At 53.6% G+C, this 19,678-nt stretch carries 19 protein-coding genes; 11 read left to right on the forward strand and 8 right to left on the reverse strand.

Annotated elements, in window-relative coordinates:
• Window positions 1–132: 132 nt before the first annotated feature.
• Window positions 133–2,562 carry an ATP-dependent helicase HrpB gene (gene hrpB, locus HV037_RS19565; protein WP_181500134.1) on the reverse strand — a complete coding sequence of 810 codons (2,430 nt, stop codon included), beginning with the start codon at window positions 2,560–2,562 and terminating at the stop codon, window positions 133–135.
• Between the two features lie 73 nt (window positions 2,563–2,635).
• On the opposite strand from hrpB, the gene thpR reads away from it, so the two are divergent.
• The 9 genes from thpR to panD all read left to right on the forward strand — a co-directional run bounded on the left by thpR (window position 2,636) and on the right by panD (window position 9,796).
• Window positions 2,636–3,166 carry an RNA 2',3'-cyclic phosphodiesterase gene (thpR, locus tag HV037_RS19570; RefSeq protein ID WP_016155716.1) on the forward strand — a complete coding sequence of 177 codons (531 nt, stop codon included), beginning with the start codon at window positions 2,636–2,638 and terminating at the stop codon, window positions 3,164–3,166.
• 15 nt (window positions 3,167–3,181) lie between these two features.
• On the forward strand, window positions 3,182–3,886 hold the full coding sequence (gene sfsA, locus HV037_RS19575) for a DNA/RNA nuclease SfsA (protein WP_016155715.1): 705 nt from the start codon (window positions 3,182–3,184) through the stop codon (window positions 3,884–3,886).
• A gap of 177 nt (window positions 3,887–4,063) precedes the next feature.
• A complete protein-coding gene (gene dksA / locus HV037_RS19580; RefSeq protein WP_003018625.1) occupies window positions 4,064–4,519 on the forward strand; it encodes an RNA polymerase-binding protein DksA in 456 nt (151 codons plus the stop codon).
• 70 nt (window positions 4,520–4,589) lie between these two features.
• On the forward strand, window positions 4,590–5,486 hold the full coding sequence (gene gluQRS / locus HV037_RS19585) for a tRNA glutamyl-Q(34) synthetase GluQRS (protein ID WP_016155714.1): 897 nt from the start codon (window positions 4,590–4,592) through the stop codon (window positions 5,484–5,486).
• A gap of 71 nt (window positions 5,487–5,557) precedes the next feature.
• A complete protein-coding gene (gene pcnB, locus HV037_RS19590; RefSeq protein ID WP_203457720.1) occupies window positions 5,558–6,952 on the forward strand; it encodes a polynucleotide adenylyltransferase PcnB in 1,395 nt (464 codons plus the stop codon).
• Window positions 6,949–7,428, forward strand: coding sequence for a 2-amino-4-hydroxy-6-hydroxymethyldihydropteridine diphosphokinase (folK, locus tag HV037_RS19595; protein WP_016155713.1), 480 nt, complete (start codon window positions 6,949–6,951; stop codon window positions 7,426–7,428). The genes pcnB and folK overlap by 4 nt, the downstream gene beginning before the upstream one ends.
• 120 nt (window positions 7,429–7,548) lie before the next feature.
• Entirely contained in the window at window positions 7,549–8,340 is a 792-nt protein-coding gene (gene panB / locus HV037_RS19600; RefSeq protein ID WP_016155712.1) for a 3-methyl-2-oxobutanoate hydroxymethyltransferase, read from the forward strand.
• Window positions 8,341–8,465: 125 nt separating this feature from the next.
• Window positions 8,466–9,320 (forward strand): pantoate--beta-alanine ligase, encoded by an 855-nt coding sequence (gene panC / locus HV037_RS19605; RefSeq protein ID WP_016151737.1) that lies wholly within the window; start codon window positions 8,466–8,468, stop codon window positions 9,318–9,320.
• Window positions 9,321–9,415: 95 nt separating this feature from the next.
• Entirely contained in the window at window positions 9,416–9,796 is a 381-nt protein-coding gene (gene panD, locus HV037_RS19610) for an aspartate 1-decarboxylase (protein WP_016155711.1), read from the forward strand.
• 6 nt (window positions 9,797–9,802) lie between these two features.
• Here panD and HV037_RS19615 read toward each other — a convergent pair whose 3' ends face one another.
• The 4 genes from HV037_RS19615 to HV037_RS19630 all read right to left on the reverse strand — a co-directional run bounded on the left by HV037_RS19615 (window position 9,803) and on the right by HV037_RS19630 (window position 13,331).
• Window positions 9,803–11,032, reverse strand: coding sequence for a polysaccharide deacetylase family protein (locus HV037_RS19615; protein WP_016151736.1), 1,230 nt, complete (start codon window positions 11,030–11,032; stop codon window positions 9,803–9,805).
• Between the two features lie 61 nt (window positions 11,033–11,093).
• Entirely contained in the window at window positions 11,094–11,534 is a 441-nt protein-coding gene (locus HV037_RS19620; RefSeq protein ID WP_016151735.1) for a PTS sugar transporter subunit IIA, read from the reverse strand.
• Window positions 11,535–11,637: 103 nt separating this feature from the next.
• On the reverse strand, window positions 11,638–12,408 hold the full coding sequence (locus HV037_RS19625) for an ABC transporter permease (protein WP_003829467.1): 771 nt from the start codon (window positions 12,406–12,408) through the stop codon (window positions 11,638–11,640).
• Window positions 12,405–13,331 (reverse strand): ABC transporter ATP-binding protein, encoded by a 927-nt coding sequence (locus HV037_RS19630; protein WP_016155710.1) that lies wholly within the window; start codon window positions 13,329–13,331, stop codon window positions 12,405–12,407. The genes HV037_RS19625 and HV037_RS19630 overlap by 4 nt, the downstream gene beginning before the upstream one ends.
• A 101-nt stretch (window positions 13,332–13,432) precedes the next feature.
• Here HV037_RS19630 and can point away from each other — a divergent pair, with 101 nt between their 5' ends.
• Entirely contained in the window at window positions 13,433–14,122 is a 690-nt protein-coding gene (gene can, locus HV037_RS19635) for a carbonate dehydratase (RefSeq protein ID WP_016151733.1), read from the forward strand.
• A 70-nt stretch (window positions 14,123–14,192) separates the two neighbouring features.
• Here can and hpt read toward each other — a convergent pair whose 3' ends face one another.
• Window positions 14,193–14,729 carry a hypoxanthine phosphoribosyltransferase gene (gene hpt / locus HV037_RS19640; protein WP_016151732.1) on the reverse strand — a complete coding sequence of 179 codons (537 nt, stop codon included), beginning with the start codon at window positions 14,727–14,729 and terminating at the stop codon, window positions 14,193–14,195.
• Window positions 14,730–14,932: 203 nt separating this feature from the next.
• On the opposite strand from hpt, the gene HV037_RS19645 reads away from it, so the two are divergent.
• Complete coding sequence (locus tag HV037_RS19645) at window positions 14,933–17,323, forward strand: glucose/quinate/shikimate family membrane-bound PQQ-dependent dehydrogenase (RefSeq protein WP_103284441.1); 2,391 nt, start codon at window positions 14,933–14,935, stop codon at window positions 17,321–17,323.
• Between the two features lie 34 nt (window positions 17,324–17,357).
• Here HV037_RS19645 and HV037_RS19650 read toward each other — a convergent pair whose 3' ends face one another.
• The gene (locus HV037_RS19650) at window positions 17,358–17,879 is read right to left on the reverse strand and encodes a hypothetical protein (RefSeq protein ID WP_016155709.1); all 522 of its coding nucleotides are present in this window, start codon (window positions 17,877–17,879) and stop codon (window positions 17,358–17,360) included.
• Between the two features lie 122 nt (window positions 17,880–18,001).
• Complete coding sequence (gene cueO, locus HV037_RS19655) at window positions 18,002–19,618, reverse strand: multicopper oxidase CueO (RefSeq protein WP_103283480.1); 1,617 nt, start codon at window positions 19,616–19,618, stop codon at window positions 18,002–18,004.
• Window positions 19,619–19,678 lie beyond the last annotated feature (60 nt).

Genomic DNA, 19,678 nt, shown 5'->3' on the forward strand with positions numbered 1-19,678 from the left:
TTTTCTCCGCAACATTCAGGCGCAAGGGCCCGATTCTCTGTTCTTCCGTCAGTTAACAGAAGAAGAAATCTCTCAATTTACTGCCGTGTTTATACCGGATGACGGCTTCGCTTTATCCGGCCTACAGTTTCATTACGAATACTTCTTTGTTCGCCGCGTTGGCGCGGTATTCGCCGGATCGTCCGGCCAGACATGTTTGGGATAGCGCCCTTTCATCTCTTTTTGCACCTCACGGTACGATCCCTGCCAGAACGCGCTTAAATCGCTCGTTACCTGTAGTGGTCGTTGCGCCGGAGACAGCAGTTCCAGCACCAGCGGCACGCGCCCCTCGGCGATGGTTGGGGTCTTCGCTTCACCAAACATTTCCTGCATCCGAACCGCCAATACCGGAGGGTTATCCTCATGATAGCGAATGGCAATCCGGCTTCCCGTCGGCACAGTGTAATGCGCTGGCAGTTCACTATCCAGACGTTGCAGCATTGACCAATCCAGCAAACCGCGCAACGCCTGACCCACATTTAGCGCTTTTAACGCGCGTAGCGAATGCACACCGCTCATGTGCGGCAGCAGCCAGCTCTCCAGCGTCGCCAGCAGAGAATCCTCATCTACCGCAGGCCAGTTATACTCTGACAACCAGTTTGCCGCACATTGCAGACGCAGGCGAAACTGCTCGGCTTCCGGCGTCCAGTTGAGCACACTTAGCCCTTTATCGCGAATGCCGTTCAACATCGCCAGGTGCAACTCCTCTTCCGAGGGTTTGGCCAGCGCCTGTACTTTTACCGTTAGCTGGCCAATGCGCGACCGACGCAATGCTTTTAACGTTCCCTGAGTTTCATCCCATTCGATGGTGTCAGATTGTTGTAGCAGTTCAGGGCATGCCTGTATCAGCGCTTCGATATCCAGCGGCAGAGCCAGCAGAATACGCGCATCCGGCGAAGCGCTGCCCTGCAGTAGCAGCGGCGCAATTAGCCATTCATGGCGTCCGGAGGCGTCATCGGCATCCAGCATTGCCCCCATGCCATTCGCCAGTTGATAGCGCCCTTCCTGCCCGCGCCGACGCGCGATCCGATCGGCAAACGCCTGCGCCAGTAATGAGGGGAGCAGCGCGCTGTCCGGCTGTCCGCTGCGAACGTTAAGCCGTTTCAGTAATTGCTGGCTGCGCTGCTGCCAGGCGGGCTGATTTCGTGAAAACGCTACAGCCAGATCGGTACTGCCACCGCGCGGCGGCTCTTCCAGAATCGCAGCCAGTTTTGCCGCCGTTGCCGCTTCATTGTCATTGTTGGCGCTAACCAGCATAGCCGCTAAACGGGGGTCGTTACCCAACGTCGCCATTTTCTGCCCCCTGGCGCTGAGCCTGTCACCCTCAAGCGCCCCCAGCATCTGCAGCAGCCGCTTTGCCGCCTGCAAGTTGATGGCGGGCGGTGTATCCAGCCAGTTCAGTTGCTCAGGGTCGGTGCATCCCCATTGCAGTAACTCCATCAGCAGTCCGGACAGGTCGCTCTGTAAAATCTCCGGTTCTCCCTGTGCCGCCGCTCTTTCCGCCTGCTCTTTGGCAAGCAAATGGAGGCAGATACCGGGTTCCAGACGGCCCGCGCGTCCCGCTCGCTGGGTCATCGAGGCCTGGCTTATGCGTTGGGTAATCAGTCGCGTTAAACCGGTACGCGCATCATAGCGCGCCACGCGCTCCTGGGCGCAGTCCACCACCAGCCGGATGCCTTCGATCGTTAAGCTGGTTTCGGCAATATTGGTCGCCAGCACCACTTTGCGCTTGCCTTGCGGCGCGGGCAAAATCGCCTGACGCTGCTCGGCAAGCGTCAGCGCGCCGTACAGTGGGCACAACAACACATCGCTGCCCACACGCGTTGCCAGTTGCTCCTGCACGCGCTGGATTTCCCCTACACCCGGTAAAAACAGCAGCAGCGACCCGCTTTCATGGCGCAGGAGTTCTGCCGTCGCTATCGCTACCGCTTCAGCAAAACGCAGATGCGCCGCCAACGGCTGATATCGTCGATCAACGGGAAAAGCGCGGCCTTCAGAAACGATCGTCGGCGCATCAGGCAACATCTGCTGCAAACGCCCGTTGTCCAAAGTGGCAGAAATGATCAATATTTTCAGATCGTCACGCAGCCCTTGCTGCACATCCAGCAACAGCGCCAGCGCCAGGTCGGCCTGCAAACTCCGCTCGTGAAATTCGTCGAGGATGACCAGCCCAACGCCCGTCAATTCGGGGTCGCGCTGGATCATGCGTGTCAGAACCCCCTCCGTCACCACCTCAAGGCGGGTCTGCGGCCCTACGCAGCTTTGCGCACGCATGCGATACCCCACGGTCTCGCCAGGCTTTTCATTCAGCAATTCCGCCAACCGCTGCGCCACATTGCGTGCTGCCAGACGCCGCGGCTCCAGCAAAATAATCCGTCCCTTGATACCGCGATGTTCAAGGAGTCGCAACGGCAGCCAGGTTGATTTCCCGGCACCGGTCGGCGCCGTCAGCAAAACCTGCGACGAGGCATCAAGGGCGGTAAGTAGTTCAGGCACTACGGCGGCAACGGGCAACGACGTCACAAATGACTCCAGAGGGTTAACATTCTTCGCGCTGCATTGTAGCATCGCGTTAATTCATAACCGAGTATCCATCATGTCTGAGCCAAAAAGGCTGTTCTTTGCGATTGAATTGCCTGGCGAGGTTCGGGAGCAGTTAATCCACTGGCGGGCCGCGCAGTTCCCCCCTGAAGCGGGTCGTCCCGTCGCCGCCGATAATCTGCATCTGACGCTCGCCTTTTTGGGCGACGTCAGCGCTGAGAAGCAGCATGCGTTAACGCAGCTTGCGGGGCGTATTCGCCAGCCTGGTTTTACGCTCAAACTCGACGATGCCGGGCAATGGCTGCGCTCGCGAGTCGTGTGGTTGGGAATGCGTCAGCCGCCGCGCGGGCTGCTGCAGTTGGCGAACATGTTGCGGGCACAAGCCGCACGCAGTGGGTGCCACCAGAGCCCGCAGCCGTTTCACCCGCATATCACGTTGCTGCGTGACGCCGGTCACGCGGTATCTATCCCTCCGCCAGGGTTTGGCTGGTCGTTTCCGGTAACGGAGTTTGGGCTTTATTCCTCCTCATTCATGCGAGGACGCACGCGTTACACGCAGTTGCAACGCTGGACGCTGACTGAATAATCAAAGGAACTGTTCATGCAATTTTCTCCACCTTTACAACCAGCAACGCTCATTCAGCGCTATAAGCGTTTTTTAGCGGATGTGATCACACCGGATGGCACAACGTTAACGCTACACTGCCCCAATACGGGAGCCATGACCGGCTGCGCAACGCCGGGAGATACTGTCTGGTATTCGACATCAGAAAATACTAAACGAAAATATCCACATACCTGGGAATTAACGCAAACCCAATCCGGTGCACTTATTTGTGTTAACACGCTGTGGGCCAATAGATTAACGAAAGAGGCTATTCAGCGTTCGTTAATTTCGGAAGTTTCAGACTACAGCACCTTGAAAAGTGAAGTAAAATACGGCACCGAAGGGAGCCGCATCGACTTTTTGTTACAGGCGGATTCCCGACCTGACTGCTATATTGAAGTGAAATCAGTCACGTTGGCGGAAAAAGATCAGGGTTATTTTCCCGATGCCATCACTGAACGAGGTCAGAAACATCTTCGGGAATTGATGAGCGTAGCGGCCGAAGGCAAGCGCGCGGTGATATTTTTCGCGGTGTTGCATTCAGCCATTACACGGTTTTCACCCGCGCGCCATATCGATGCAAAATATGCGCAATTATTAGTTGAAGCACAGCTTAAGGGGGTAGAAATTCTGGTTTATAAAGCGGAACTTTCTGCCCATGGTATGACTCTTAAAGAGCCGTTGCCCATTACCTTGTAATGGTGTAAATATTCGGTTAATTAGTATTCTGGGCGCGTGGGCAAATACGCTTTTCCTCACAGGGTTGTCAAGTGTTACGTTTAGATAATTGCTATCCGGAAAAGCATCTGCTATTTATAGCGACCTGATTTTTCCCCCGAACATGGGGATCGATAGTGCGTGTTAAGGAGAAGCAACATGCAAGAAGGGCAAAACCGTAAAACATCGTCCCTGAGTATTCTCGCCATCGCTGGGGTGGAGCCGTACCAGGAGAAACCGGGCGAAGAGTATATGAACGAAGCCCAGCTGTCGCACTTCAGGCGTATTCTTGAGGCATGGCGTAATCAACTTAGGGATGAAGTTGATCGCACCGTATCTCATATGCAAGACGAAGCGGCTAACTTCCCTGATCCGGTGGACCGCGCCGCACAGGAAGAAGAATTCAGCCTTGAGCTGCGTAACCGTGATCGTGAGCGCAAACTGATCAAAAAGATCGAGAAGACGCTGAAGAAAGTAGAAGACGAAGATTTCGGCTACTGCGAATCATGCGGCGTAGAAATTGGTATTCGCCGTCTGGAAGCGCGTCCGACAGCCGATCTGTGCATCGACTGTAAAACGCTGGCAGAAATCCGCGAAAAACAAATGGCAGGTTAATTCCGGTCATTTTTACCACGTTTACTACAGGCGGGAGCTTCTCCCGCCTTATTATTTGTTAGCCCGCAAAATGAGCGATTCACATTATATTGGCCGCTTCGCCCCTTCCCCCTCTGGCGAACTCCATTTTGGTTCACTGATTGCCGCCCTCGGGAGTTACCTGCAGGCCCGTGCTCGTCGCGGAATCTGGCGGGTACGCATTGAAGATATTGACCCCCCTCGTGAAGTTCCCGGTGCTGCAGACACGATTCTGCGTCAGCTGGAACATTACGGGCTGCACTGGGATGGCGATATTTTATGGCAATCCCAGCGTCATGACGCCTACCGCGAGGCGCTGGCCTGGCTGCATCAGCAGGATCTGAGTTATTACTGCACCTGTACGCGCGCGCGTATTCAAAGCGTCGGCGGTATTTACGACGGTCATTGCCGTGAACTACGCCACGGGCCTGAACAGGCGGCGGTCCGCATTAAGCAACGCCATCCGGTGATGCAGTTTACGGACCAACTGCGCGGTGTGATTCAGGCTGATCCGCGGCTTGCAAAGGAAGATTTTATTATTCACCGTCGCGACGGGCTGTTTGCCTATAACCTCGCGGTGGTGGTAGACGACCACTTCCAGGGCGTGACGGAAATTGTGCGCGGTGCCGATCTTATCGAACCGACGGTACGGCAAATTTCGTTGTATCAACAGTTCGGCTGGCAAGCGCCGGACTATATTCATCTGCCGCTGGCGCTCAACGAACAAGGCGCTAAACTTTCAAAACAAAATCATGCACCTGCACTGCCGCAAGGCGATCCACGCCCGGTGATTGTTGCTGCGCTGCGCTTTCTCGGCCAGCACTCCGATATCCCGTGGCAGGAGATGCGCGTGGATCAGATTCTCACGTTTGCCATTGAAAACTGGAGTCTGACAGCGGTGCCAGAATCGGCGATCGTAAATCCGCCATTCTCAAATGCATCATGCTGAGCTATGATTAGCCGCTATTTTTACACAGCAACACTTGTTCTGATTGAAGTTTGACACTACCGAGGTGCACTATTTTTACCCGAGTCGCTAATTTTTGCCGCAAGGTGCTAAGCCGCGAGGAGCGCGAGGCCGAGCTCGCCGTCGCCCGTCCACATATGACGGTAATCCCGCGTGAGCAGCACTCTATCTCCCGCAAAGATATCAGTGAAAATGCCCTGAAGGTAATGTACAGGCTCAATAAGGCCGGATACGAGGCATGGCTGGTTGGCGGAGGCGTACGCGATCTTTTGCTGGGCAAAAAGCCGAAAGATTTTGATGTCACGACTAACGCCACGCCAGATCAGGTGCGAAAACTGTTTCGTAACTGTCGTCTGGTTGGTCGCCGTTTCCGTCTGGCCCATGTCATGTTTGGCCCGGAAATTATCGAAGTGGCAACTTTCCGTGGTCATCATGAAGGCAGCGAGTCCGATCGCACAACCTCACAGCGCGGACAAAACGGTATGCTGCTGCGCGACAACATCTTCGGCTCCATCGAAGAAGATGCCCAGCGTCGCGACTTCACGATTAACAGCCTGTATTACAGCGTGGCCGATTTCACCGTGCGTGATTACGTTGGTGGCATGCAGGATCTCGAAGAGGGCATCGTTCGCCTGATCGGTAATCCGGAAACGCGCTACCGCGAAGACCCTGTACGTATGCTGCGGGCCGTGCGCTTTGCCGCCAAGCTCGACATGCGTATCAGCCCGGAAACCGCTGAGCCAATCCCGCGTCTGGCAACACTGCTTAACGATATTCCCCCCGCACGCCTGTTTGAAGAAGCACTCAAACTGTTACAGGCGGGCTATGGGTATGAAACCTATAAAAAACTGCGTGAGTACAGCCTGTTCCAGCCGCTGTTCCCCACCATTACGCGCTATTTCACCGAAGACGGTGACAGCCCAATGGAACGCATCATCGCTCAGGTGCTGAAGAATACCGATAACCGCATCCACAATGATATGCGCGTTAACCCGGCGTTCTTGTTCGCCGCCATGTTCTGGTATCCGTTACTGGAAGCTGCGCAGAAAATTGCCCAGGAAAGCGGTCTGGCTTATTACGATGCCTTCGCACTGGCGATGAACGACGTACTGGATGAAGCCTGCCGCTCGCTGGCGATCCCGAAACGTCTGACCTCGCTGACCCGTGATATCTGGCAGTTGCAGCTACGCATGTCTCGTCGCCAGGGCAAACGCGCCTGGAAGCTGATGGAGCATCCGAAGTTCCGCGCCGCTTACGATCTGCTGGCCCTGCGTGCCGAAGTGGAAAACAACGCTGAACTGCAGCGTCTGGCGCAGTGGTGGGGAGAATTCCAGGTTTCAGCGCCGCCGGAACAAAAAGGCATGCTCAACGAACTCGACGAAGAACCAGAACGCCGTCGTCATCGTCGCCCGCGTAAACGCGCCCCGCGCCGTGAAGGTTCCGCGTGACCATCGCCTATATCGCTCTCGGCAGTAATCTAGCCTCTCCTCTGGAGCAGGTTAATGCTGCCGTAAAAGCGATTGGCGACATTCCCGACAGCCGTATCGTCGCTGTTTCCTCCTTTTACCGCACACCGCCATTAGGCCCGCAGGATCAGCCAGATTACCTGAACGCTGCCGTGGCGCTGGAAACCACTCTCGCTCCCGAAGAATTGCTTAATCATACCCAACGCATTGAGCTGCAACAGGGACGCGTACGTAAAGCCGAACGCTGGGGGCCGCGCACTCTGGACCTCGATATTATGCTGTTTGGCGATGAAGTGATTAACACCGAACGTCTGACCGTGCCACACTACGACATGAAAAACCGTGGTTTTATGCTGTGGCCGCTCGCTGAAATCGCACCTGAGCTTATCTTCCCGGAGGGTATCAGCCTGCATCAGCTCCTCACCCATCTTGGTGCCGCAAAACCTGCACACTGGTAAAGTATCCCCTCCCCTTCAGCGTTTACTACTTTAGTGCCAAACGGTTGCTTAAAACAATTGCCCCCCTGAATGTGACTGTTAGAATGCCGATAAATATGACTTTCATCATCAGGAAATGTTATGAAACCCACCACCATTTCACTGCTGCAGAAATGCAAGCAAGAGAAAAAACGCTTCGCGACCATTACCGCCTACGACTACAGCTTCGCTAAGTTATTTGCCGACGAAGGCATTAATGTGATGCTGGTTGGCGACTCGCTGGGCATGACGATCCAGGGGCATGACTCCACCCTACCGGTCACCGTTGAAGATATTGCTTACCACACTCGTGCCGTACGTCGTGGCGCTCCCAACTGTCTGCTGCTCTCCGACCTGCCATTTATGGCTTACGCCACGCCGGAACAAGCATTTGAAAACGCCGCGGTGGTGATGCGGGCGGGCGCTAATATGGTCAAAATTGAAGGCGGCGCCTGGCTGGTAGATACGGTAAAAATGCTCACCGAACGCGCCGTACCGGTTTGCGGTCATCTGGGATTAACACCGCAGTCGGTGAATATTTTCGGCGGCTATAAAATTCAGGGCCGCGGCGACGCCGGGCAGGTATTGCTGGATGACGCGCTGGCCTTAGAAGCCGCTGGCGCTCAGTTGCTGGTGCTGGAGTGCGTGCCGGTTGAGGTGGCGAAGCGCGTCACCGAAGCGCTGTCGATTCCGGTTATCGGTATCGGCGCTGGTAACGTCACCGATGGACAAATCCTCGTCATGCACGATGCCTTTGGTATTACCGGTGGCCACATCCCGAAATTTGCGAAGAATTTCCTCAATGAAGCAGGCGACATGCGCGCCGCAGTGCGGCAGTATATGGCTGAAGTGGAGTCCGGCGTTTATCCGGGCGAAGAACACAGTTTCCACTAATTTTTCAGGCCATATATCGGCCTGAAAAGCGTAGCGCCATCAGGCGGTTCGCTGCATGTTGCCGGATGGCGGCGTAAACGCCTTATCCGGCCTACGGTTCCTCAGGCAACTCAAGGAGTCTTGTCGTGTTAATCATTGAAACCCTGCCGCTGCTGCGCCAGCATATTCGTCGTCTGCGTCAGGAAGGCAAACGCGTCGCTCTGGTTCCCACCATGGGCAACCTGCACGACGGCCATATGAAGCTGGTCGATGAGGCAAAAGCGCGGGCTGATGTGGTGATCGTCAGCATTTTCGTCAATCCGATGCAGTTTGACCGACCGGACGATCTGGTGCGCTATCCACGCACGCTGCAGGAAGATTGTGAAAAGCTGAACAAGCGTAAAGTCGATTATGTTTTTGCGCCAGCCGTTGAGGAAATCTACCCGCAGGGTCTGGAAGGCCAGACTTTCGTTGAAGTTCCCGGTCTCTCCACCATGCTGGAAGGCGCCAGCCGTCCAGGCCACTTCCGTGGCGTTTCCACTATCGTCAGCAAGCTGTTTAACCTGATCCAGCCAGATATCGCCTGCTTTGGCGAGAAAGATTTCCAGCAGCTCGCACTGATCCGCAAAATGGTGGCGGATCTGGGTTATGACATTGAGATCGTTGGCGTGCCGATTATTCGCGCCAAAGACGGTCTGGCGCTTAGCTCACGTAACGGTTATCTGACCGCAGAGCAGCGAAAAATTGCGCCGGGTCTGCACAAAGTGATGAACGGCATCGCTGAAAAGCTGCTTGCCGGCCATCGTGACCAGGAAGAGATTATTGCCATTGCCGAGCAGGAACTGAATGAAAAAGGCTTCCGTGCCGACGATATTCAGATTCGTGATGCCGACACGCTGCTGGAGCTGACGGAAACCAGTAAACGCGCGGTGATTCTGGCCGCCGCCTGGCTGGGTCAGGCACGTCTGATCGATAATCAAAGCGTTACATTAGCCCAGTAGACAGGGGTTAAAAATCAGGCAATACTGCCTGAGAATTTCTCAAAGCAGGCCAGTAGTGCCTGCTTAGCCAAGGTAAACGACAGGGTATAGAAGTTATGATTCGCACCATGCTGCAAGGCAAGCTCCACCGCGTAAAAGTCACGCAGGCGGACCTGCACTACGAAGGCTCCTGCGCCATCGACCAGGATTTCCTCGATGCCTCTGGTATTCTGGAAAACGAAGCTATTGATATCTGGAACGTGAGCAACGGTAAACGTTTCTCAACCTATGCGATTGCGGCTGAACGCGGCTCCAGAATCATCTCGGTGAACGGCGCAGCGGCACACTGTGCTGAAGTCGGCGACATTGTGATTATCGCCAGCTTCGTCACCATGTCTGATGAAGAAGCCCGCACCTGGCGTCCGAAAGTGGCCTACTTTGAAGGCGACAACGAAATGAAGCGCACCGCGAAAGCCATTCCGGTACAGGTTGCCTGACAGCCCTTACCCCTGCGGCTGATTACTTATCAGCCGCGACATCGTCTCCAGCGAATCCGTTCTTAAAATATAAAGTCTTTTCAATAAGAACGGATTATCCCCCGGTTTAACCTTCCCTCTCACCGTGGTGACCGCCATGTGGAATCCCGCGTCGCCTGCCGCTTTTACTGCGGTGGCGTTATAGCCGCCAAACGGGTAAGAAAGATAAAGAACGTGAGGGTTAAACTGAGACAACGCCCGACGCGAACGGGCAAAATCAAACAGAATATTGTGATAGCTGCGACTCAGCAGGATTGGCCGGTGATTCGCATCAACCCGATGTAAAAAATGGGTATGCGACTGGAAGTCGAACACGTCCCTGATCTCATTCAGTTCCGCGATGCTCATAAACTGCAGTGATTTCGGATCCCACTTCTGCGGGTGGCGCTTGATACGTGAGGAGATAATAAACGCCGTTGCCTTCATGCCGTGCTGCTTCAGAATCGGGTAAGCATAACGACTCACCGACTTCAAACCATCATCAAAAGTCAGCACCACCGCCCGCGCCGGGAGATTCATATTGTTGCGAACATAGCCTTCCAGTTGGTACATCGTCAACGTGGTGTAGCCGCGGTCCTGTAGCCAGGCCATCTGGTTGCTGAAGGCGCGTACGGAGGTTGTCGTGGAGGTGTGGCGAAAACGGGTATTCTCTTCATCGCGCAGAATATGGTGATAGGTTAACACCGGGATACCGTTGTCTTCCTGCGCATCCAGAGCACTGATATAGGCCAGTCTGCCGCCAATACGGATCTGGTACCAGGTTTGGTTGAGACGGTCTTTAAGCTTGCTGATAACCGGATAACGCAGATTATCCGCCAGCACGCCAAACGGGGCGCTACCAACATCCGGAGCGTTATAAACCGGCGTATCTTTCCAGGTGATCAGGCTTTGGTTGCTGAGGGGTTTATTGAGATCGCCCAGACCATCGTCGACTTTCTGCCGCCCCTGCACAGGCTCCAGATGCCCCTTATCAATAAACCCGGTACCAAAACCAAAGGTAAATTCGTAATAGTCTGCCGCAATTGGCTCAACGGCGAGGATCTGCCCGGCGCGAATATTTCCTACCGTCACCATCTTGTTGCCAATCTGCGCCCACACGGCGGCTGCTTCGGTGGTTTGCATGTAGCGAGCAGGCAAAGCCGCAGCTATGCTGCCAGAAAACAGGAGCAATAAAACAAGCAGAACGCGCATAACCATATGAGATAACCGAGGCGAGAAACCCCGGCTATTGTAGCAAAAGCGCCATCAATACCAATGATTAATACTCATACAAATCATGCTTCAACACGAAGGGGGGATTTTTCTGTTGTTGATGCCAGAGGCTAGAGACTTCGGGCCCGCCAAGCGCAACGATGCTATCACGAAACGCAGAACTGCTCATCGATTCCCGCGACGAAAGCATTCGCTCAAGCAATGGATAACTGATACCTGAAATCACTTCACACTGGGGATGTTTATGGCTCATTAACGAAGCCACGCGGTAAGGCGCGGCCCCGGCCATATCCGTCAGGAATATCACACCCTCGCCAGAGTCTGTAGCATGCAGGGCATGGCACATCATGCGGCTTAGCATATTCGAGCTAAGCCCACGCCAAAAACTCACCGCCTGGCATTGAACCAACGGGCCGTACTTTTTCTCCAGACGATGCAGCATATCCTGTGCCTTATCATCATGACAGGTAATTACCCAACCTAGCATTGCCTACCTCCTTAGCAGGCAAGTAGTTTATCAGGGTGATAAATCCGTAATGGTGATAAGCATCAAAAGTCTTCCTCTCCCGGGTAAGGAGAGGAAGAAAGACTTAGCTGCGCAGGCCGCGTCCGCGCTGAATCAGGTACCAGCACAGCAAATAAAATGCTGCGATAAACACCACCAGCACGCCAAAGGTGGTAACCAGCGGAACATCGTGGATCCCCAGGAAGCCGTAACGGAAACCGCTAATCATGTAGACAATCGGGTTCAGATGCGACAGTCCCTGCCAGAACGGCGGCAGCAACGTTAACGAATAGAAAACGCCGCCCAGATAGGTCAGCGGAGTCAGCACGAAGGTTGGGATCAGGCTGATATCGTCAAAGGTTTTAGCGAAAACCGCGTTCAACAGACCGGCCAACGAAAACAGCACCGCCGTTAACACCAGCGTAAGCGCCACAAAGACCCAGGAATGCACCTGGAACGGCACAAAGAACAACGAAATCGCTGTTACCAGGATCCCTACGCACAGGCCACGCGCCACGCCGCCGCCAACAAAGCCGGCGATGATCACGTGCGTCGGTACCGGAGCGACCAGTAACTCTTCAATGTTGCGTTGAAACTTGGCGCTGAAGAATGACGATGCCACGTTAGCGTACGAGTTGGTAATTACCGCCATCATAATCAGCCCTGGCACGATAAACTGCATGTAGCTAAAACCATGCATTTCGCCGATTCGCGAGCCGATCAGGTTACCAAAGATAATAAAATAGAGCGTCATAGTAATGACGGGAGGAACCAGAGTCTGGACCCAGATACGCATAAAGCGGTGGATCTCTTTCGCCCAGATGCTTTTCAGCGCAACCCAATAAAGCTGCATCATGCGCGATCTCCTTGTTTTTCATGCACCAGAGAAACAAACAGTTCTTCCAGTCGGTTCGCTTTGTTTCGCATACTCAATACCTGAATGCCCTGGGCGCTCAGCTGTGAGAACACGCTGTTGACCCCCTGTTCACGCAGTACTTCAACTTCCAGCGTGGAGGTATCCACCAGCCGGTAATGATAGCCTTCCAGTTTTGGCAGCGGGCTTTTCGGCGCCAGATCGAGAATAAAGGTCTCGGATTTCAGCTTAGAGAGCAGGCTCTTCATCGAGGTGTTTTCCACCAGCTCGCCGTGCTGAATAATGCCGATGTTGCGACACAGCATTTCCGCTTCTTCGAGATAGTGAGTGGTCAGAATAATCGTGGTGCCTTTGTCGTTTAAATCCTTTAAAAAACCCCACATTGAACGACGCAGCTCAATGTCGACCCCCGCCGTCGGTTCATCAAGGATGAGTAATTTAGGCTCGTGCATTAGTGCGCGGGCAATCATCAGACGGCGTTTCATCCCGCCGGAGAGCATGCGCGCGCGCTCGTTACGTTTTTCCCATAAATCGAGCTGCTTTAAATATAATTCGCTGCGTTTGACCGCCTCTTTATACTCAACGCCGTAATAACCCGCCTGGTTGACTACGATCTGCTGCACGGTTTCAAACGGGTTAAAGTTAAACTCCTGCGGTACCAGACCAAGCTGGCGTTTCGCATTAACGGTATCTTTTTCAAGATCGTATCCGAAGACGCTCACCCGCCCAGAGGTTTTATTCACCAGCGAGCTGATTATCCCGATGGTGGTGGACTTGCCTGCGCCATTCGGTCCCAAAAGCGCATAAAAATCCCCCGCTTCGACTTGCAAATCTATTCCGCGTAACGCCTGAACGCCACCGGGATAGGTTTTTTTAAGTTGTTGAAGTTCCAGAGCAATGGTCATGGTTTTTTACTTACCTTACATTCTAATGCTTGATATTTGGTTTTAATAAATCAGGAGTTACCCTATATTAGCGCAACGCAATTCAATTGGTTACAGCCTCCATGAAAGACATAGATACACTCATCAGCAACAACGCGCTATGGTCAAAGATGCTGGTAGAAGAGGATCCCGGATTTTTTGAAACGCTGACTCACGCACAAAATCCGCGCTTTTTATGGATTGGATGTTCCGACAGTCGCGTTCCCGCAGAACGTTTAACCGGTCTTGAGCCGGGTGAATTATTTGTTCACCGTAATGTTGCCAATCTGGTTATTCACACCGACCTGAACTGTCTCTCAGTGGTTCAGTATGCGGTGGATGTGCTGGAAGTGGAACATATTATTATTTGCGGCCACTATGGATGTGGTGGCGTACAGGCGGCTATTGAAAATAAAGAACAGGGGCTGATTGATAACTGGTTACTGCATATTCGCGATATCTGGTTTAAACACAGTTCACTGCTGGGTGAAATGCCGCAGGAACGTCGCATTGACACCCTGTGCGAACTGAATGTAATGGAGCAGGTCTACAACTTGGGCCACTCAACCATCATGCGTTCAGCCTGGAAGCGCGGTCAGAAAGTTACCATTCACGGCTGGGCTTACGGTATTCATGATGGCCTGCTGCGCGATCTGGACGTCACCGCCACCAGTCGCGAGACGCTGGAGCAGCGCTATCGCCAGGGGCTGTCTAACCTCAGCCAGAAACATACCAATCACAAGCAGATACCAACAAGCGGCAGCGACGCTTAAGTCGCTTTTCGGCCTGCGGGGAAGTATCGTGCAGGCCGAATAAGCAAAGCGCCATCAAGCGCTCCCGACATTACTCGTCCAGCAGCACCACTTTGCCAACGTACGGCAAATGGCGATAACGCTGGGCATAGTCAATGCCATAGCCGACAACAAACTCATCTGGGATAGAGAATCCGATAAACTCAACCGGAACATCCACTTCACGACGGGTAGGTTTGTCCAGCAGCGTACAAATAGCCAGGGATTTCGGCTCGCGCAGGCTCAGAATCTCACGCACTTTGGACAACGTGTTACCGGAGTCGATGATGTCTTCGACAATCAGCACGTCCTTGCCACGAATGTCTTCATCCAGGTCTTTCAGGATTTTAACATCGCGCGTGGTGGACATTCCGCTGCCATAGCTGGAAGCAGTCATGAAATCGACTTCGTGGGAGACATGCACTTCACGGCACAGGTCGGCCATAAACATAAATGAGCCGCGTAACAGACCAACCAGCACCATATCGCTGCCGCTGTCCTTGTAACGTTCGTTAATCTGACGTCCCAGTTCAGCAATACGCGCTTTGATCTCCGCTTCCGGGATCATGACTTCAACAGTATGTTTCATATCTCTAACCATATGATTTAAAAACAAATCACTCAATGCTAACTTTTAATAAGCCAGCATCTAAGCGCAAGGCACGCAGTATACCAGCAAAAGCATTCATACGCGGCATCTGTTGATAAAGTTCATAATGTGACGTTTATCACGCGTTTTAGCTCCTATAATTAACTGCTATTAAAGAAATAACACCTGTGATGGTATTTTTTATGGCAAATAACAACGTACGTTCTCAACGGCTTATCGTGACCCTGAGCGCCCTGTTTGCGGCACTTTGTGGACTATATCTCCTGATTGGTGGAGGCTGGCTGGTCGCCATCGGTGGCTCCTGGTATTACCCGATCGCGGGCCTTGCCATGCTCGGTGTGGCTCTCCTGCTGTGGCGCAGTAACCGATCCGCCCTTTGGCTGTATGCCGCCCTGCTTCTCGCCACCATGATTTGGGGCGTCTGGGAAGTCGGCTTTGATTTCTGGGCGCTGACGCCGCGTAGCGACATCCTGGTCTTCTTTGGTATCTGGCTTATCCTGCCTTTCGTCTGGCATCGCCTGATTATCCCTTCCAGTGGCGCAGTAGCGGCGCTGGTGGTGGCCCTGCTGATTAGCGGCGGTATCCTGACCTGGGCTGGCTTCAACGACCCACAAGAGGTTCACGGCACGCTGAGTGCAGATACCTCTCAGGCCGATGCAATCTCAGCGGTTGCCGACGAGGATTGGCCGGCTTACGGTCGCAATCAGGAAGGTCAACGCTACTCACCGTTAAAACAAATTAACGCTGACAACGTTCATCAGTTGAAAGAAGCCTGGGTATTTCGTACCGGGGATTTAAAACAACCCAACGATCCCGGTGAAATCACCAATGAAGTCACGCCAATAAAAGTGGGGGATACTCTTTATCTGTGTACCGCCCACCAGCGGCTGTTCGCCCTGGATGCGGCCAGCGGTAAAGAGAAGTGGCATTTCGATCCCCAACTCAATACCAATACCAGCTTCCAGCACGTAACCTGTCGCGGCGTTTCTTATCATGAAGCCAGACCGGATACAGCTTCTGCAGAGGTGATGGCCGACTGTCCGCGCCGCATCCTTTTGCCGGTCAATGATGGTCGACTGTTTGCCTTGAATGCCGAGACCGGCAAGCTGTGCGAAACCTTCGCCAATAAAGGTATTTTGAATCTGCAGACCAATATGCCGGATACCTCACCGGGCCTGTACGAACCGACGTCTCCCCCGATAATCACCGATAAAACTATCGTTATTGCCGGGTCGGTAACCGATAACTACTCAACCCGCGAAACATCCGGGGTGATACGTGGTTTTGACGTCAATAACGGCAAGCTTCTGTGGGCATTTGATCCCGGTGCCAAGGATCCTAATTTCATCCCGTCAGATGAACATACCTTCACCTTTAACTCACCCAACTCCTGGGCGCCTGCGGCCTACGACGCGAAGCTGGATCTGGTGTATCTGCCCATGGGCGTTACCACGCCGGATATCTGGGGCGGTAACCGCACACCGGAACAGGAACGTTACGCCAGCGCCATTCTGGCGTTAAATGCCACGACCGGGAAATTGGCCTGGAGCTATCAGACCGTTCACCACGATCTGTGGGATATGGACTTACCGGCGCAGCCAACCCTGGCGGATATCAACGTCAATGGAGAGAAAATTCCGGTCATTTATGCCCCGGCAAAAACCGGTAATATCTTTGTGCTCGACCGCCGTAATGGTGAACTGGTGGTGCCTGCCCCGGAAAAACCGGTGCCGCAAGGTGCAGCCAAAGGTGATTATGTCAGCAAAACCCAGCCGTTCTCCGATCTCAGTTTCCGTCCGCAAAAAGATCTCAGTGGTGCGGATATGTGGGGCGCAACCATATTTGACCAGTTGGTGTGCCGCGTAATGTTCCACCAGCTGCGCTATGAAGGCATTTTTACCCCGCCTTCAGAGCAAGGCACTCTGGTGTTCCCGGGTAACCTCGGCATGTTCGAATGGGGCGGCATTTCCGTTGATCCCAACCGTCAGGTAGCCATTGCCAACCCGATGGCGCTGCCGTTCGTTTCTAAGCTGATCCCACGCGGTCCCGGCAACCCGATGGAGCCGCCGAAAGATGCCAAAGGTACTGGCACAGAGTCCGGGATTCAGCCGCAGTACGGCGTACCATTCGGCGTAACGCTTAATCCATTCCTTTCACCATTTGGTCTGCCGTGTAAACAGCCAGCATGGGGCTACATTTCCGCCGTAGATCTGAAAACCAATCAAGTGGTGTGGAAAAAACGCATTGGCACGCCACAGGACAGCATGCCATTCCCAATGCCGATTCCGGTGCCGTTCAATATGGGGATGCCGATGCTGGGTGGACCTATCTCCACCGCGGGTAACGTGCTGTTTATAGCCGCGACTGCCGATAACTATCTGCGCGCATACAACATGAGCAACGGTGAAAAACTGTGGCAGGGTCGGCTTCCGGCAGGCGGCCAGGCAACGCCGATGACGTATGAAGTTAACGGTAAGCAATATGTGGTGATATCCGCCGGGGGCCACGGCTCATTTGGCACCAAGATGGGCGATTATATTGTGGCATATGCGTTGCCGGACGACGCGAAGTAAAATGGAAAACGCCCGCTAATCAGCGGGCGTTTTTTTATTCAAACTTCAGTGACAGTAACGACGCTTTTGCGGCTTCCTGATACTGAGCCACCAGATCTTTGGTCATATTGAAGGAGACCTGCACCGCTTTCTCGTTTTGCGAGGTAATCAGCAGCATATTGAGAATTTCAGTATCCGGCGCTTGAGAACGGAAAGTAATCAGCCACGCTTTATGCCCATCAACCGTGACAGGTTCCGCCTGCGGCTTGAAGTTGGTCAGCATCTTCAGTGTCGCATCCTTTGCCATATCCAACTGAGCGGCAGGCAACGCGTTGCGCCCGGCGGTAATACCTAGAGACGCTTTACCGCGTTCGTCACCGTAAATCACCTGTGGACGGTTTTCAGAAGGGTATTTGATTTTTGCCATTTCGTCCGGCATCGGCGTGAGCGTCTGCGGAATTTCGAGACTTAAATTCAGTTTTGAAATCTGTTGGCGTTCCATCTTCATCGCAGCCTGTGCCGAAACCGCCAGAAGCATAATAAAAGATGCCGTCAGTACTTTACGCAAAAGGGTCATGAATACCTCGTGATGAGTGATTAACCTCATCAGTATATGAATGCTTTTACTCGACGATAAGGGTAATAATCCGTTTTTGAAATAAACATTTAGCGGATAGCGCCACCGCTATCCGCCGCTGTTTATACGGTAAAACCGAGCATCATCCCGGTATCCTCATGCTCTAACAAATGGCAGTGCGCCATATAGGCATGTTCCTTTGGCGCGTCGTGGTCAAATTTCACCAGCACCTCGCTCACGCCGCCCTCAACCCGCACCGTATCTTTCCATCCCGCGCGGTGCGCAGCAGGCGCTTTGCCATTTTCAGACAGAATACGAAACTGCGTGCCGTGAATGTGGAACGGATGCAGCATCATGTCGCCCTGACCGGAAATCACCCAGCGTTCGTGTTGACCTTTCGCCGCGGCAAACATCGGTTTATTCATATCAAACGCCTGACCATTAATCCGGTTGGCATTATGGAAATCGAATGTTCCATGCTTCATGTTGCCCATGTCACCATGCTGCATATTCCCCATCTCACCGTGGTTCATATTGCCATGCTTCATGTTCCCGTGGCCCATATTGTCATTATTCATATGGCCCATCATCTTGCCATGATCCATACCCGCCATAGCCTGAGCGCCGTACTTCTTCATCAACATTTGCATGCCCATCATGTCGAGCATTGGGTCCATCGATAATTGCAGTTTGCGCACCGTCAGCCCCTCAAGCGATGGCAGCGCCGGCATGGATGTCAGCGTATCCGGCAGCGTGCCGGAAGCGGTAATCAGCAGTGGCTGAACGTGCATCACCGGATGCGGCTTATCAAATGGCGCAATCGCCATGCCCATCTGACCCACAGGCAGAGTGACCAGATCAAACGCTTTACCATCGCTCACGTCCACCAGCACTTCAAATCGTTCGCCCATCAGCATGGGAAGTTCGGTTACTTTTACTGGCTCTGCCAACAGTCCGCCGTCGCTGGCAATAACGTACAAAGGACGATTGTCGCTGGCCGCGATATTCAGTGAGCGTGCGTTACAACCATTTAGCAGACGCAGGCGCAACCAACCGCGCGGTGCAGCATGCTGAGGATAAATCGCCCCATTGGTCAGCAGCGTATCGCCAAACCAACCGACGGCAGCGGTCATGATGTCCAGTTGATAGTTAACCTGACCATCAGCAGAGAACTGTTTATCCTGAATAATCACCGGCACATCATCAATGCCCCACTGCTTAGGCAGCAGCAGCTTGCGAATCTCTTCATCTTCAATCAGCACCAGCCCGGCCAGGCCCATCGCCACCTGATGACCAGTCTTCCCATGCTGATGCGGGTGGAACCAGCAGGTTGCCGCGCGCTGATCCGGTGTGAAGGTCACAGAACGTTTCCCACCCGCCGGAATAATACCTTGCGGGCCACCGTCGACTTCACCGGGGATTTCCAGCCCGTGCCAGTGCAACGTCGTCTCTTCGGCAAGCTGGTTATGGATATCCACCGTCACCGATTGCCCTTTACTCAGCTTGACCGCCGGCCCGAGCAAACTGCCGTTATATCCCCAGGTCGTGGCTGTTTTACCGGCAAAACTCGACTGTCCGGCTTGCACGATCAGCTGCATACGGTTAGAGGCATCTGCGGTTAACAGGTCTGGAATGGGTAATGCGGGACGGTCTGCAGCAAATACGCTCCGGCTCCACAGAGGTAACGCTGACGCGACGCCCAGCGCCACGGAGTACTTTAAAAAGTCACGACGTTGCATAATCACTTCCTTATATTCAGCAGCTTAAGCAGGCTATCTTTTAAGCATAAGCCTTCCCCT

It is taken from the genome of Citrobacter sp. RHBSTW-00017 (genome assembly GCF_013797615.1).
Classification (GTDB): Bacteria; Pseudomonadota; Gammaproteobacteria; order Enterobacterales; family Enterobacteriaceae; genus Citrobacter; species Citrobacter braakii.

Excerpts from the sequence above, each read along its gene's own strand:
- hpt (WP_016151732.1), bottom strand. The coding sequence starts at position 14,729 with ATGAAACATACTGTTGAAGTCATGATCCCGGAAGCGGAGATCAAAGCG.
- thpR (WP_016155716.1), top strand. The coding sequence starts at position 2,636 with ATGTCTGAGCCAAAAAGGCTGTTCTTTGCGATTGAATTGCCTGGCGAG.
- HV037_RS19620 (WP_016151735.1), bottom strand. The coding sequence starts at position 11,534 with ATGCTAGGTTGGGTAATTACCTGTCATGATGATAAGGCACAGGATATG.
- dksA (WP_003018625.1), top strand. The coding sequence starts at position 4,064 with ATGCAAGAAGGGCAAAACCGTAAAACATCGTCCCTGAGTATTCTCGCC.
- cueO (WP_103283480.1), bottom strand. The coding sequence starts at position 19,618 with ATGCAACGTCGTGACTTTTTAAAGTACTCCGTGGCGCTGGGCGTCGCG.
- panD (WP_016155711.1), top strand. The coding sequence starts at position 9,416 with ATGATTCGCACCATGCTGCAAGGCAAGCTCCACCGCGTAAAAGTCACG.
- can (WP_016151733.1), top strand. The coding sequence starts at position 13,433 with ATGAAAGACATAGATACACTCATCAGCAACAACGCGCTATGGTCAAAG.
- gluQRS (WP_016155714.1), top strand. The coding sequence starts at position 4,590 with ATGAGCGATTCACATTATATTGGCCGCTTCGCCCCTTCCCCCTCTGGC.
- HV037_RS19645 (WP_103284441.1), top strand. The coding sequence starts at position 14,933 with ATGGCAAATAACAACGTACGTTCTCAACGGCTTATCGTGACCCTGAGC.
- sfsA (WP_016155715.1), top strand. The coding sequence starts at position 3,182 with ATGCAATTTTCTCCACCTTTACAACCAGCAACGCTCATTCAGCGCTAT.
- HV037_RS19615 (WP_016151736.1), bottom strand. The coding sequence starts at position 11,032 with ATGGTTATGCGCGTTCTGCTTGTTTTATTGCTCCTGTTTTCTGGCAGC.
- HV037_RS19630 (WP_016155710.1), bottom strand. The coding sequence starts at position 13,331 with ATGACCATTGCTCTGGAACTTCAACAACTTAAAAAAACCTATCCCGGT.
- HV037_RS19650 (WP_016155709.1), bottom strand. The coding sequence starts at position 17,879 with ATGACCCTTTTGCGTAAAGTACTGACGGCATCTTTTATTATGCTTCTG.
- HV037_RS19625 (WP_003829467.1), bottom strand. The coding sequence starts at position 12,408 with ATGATGCAGCTTTATTGGGTTGCGCTGAAAAGCATCTGGGCGAAAGAG.
- panB (WP_016155712.1), top strand. The coding sequence starts at position 7,549 with ATGAAACCCACCACCATTTCACTGCTGCAGAAATGCAAGCAAGAGAAA.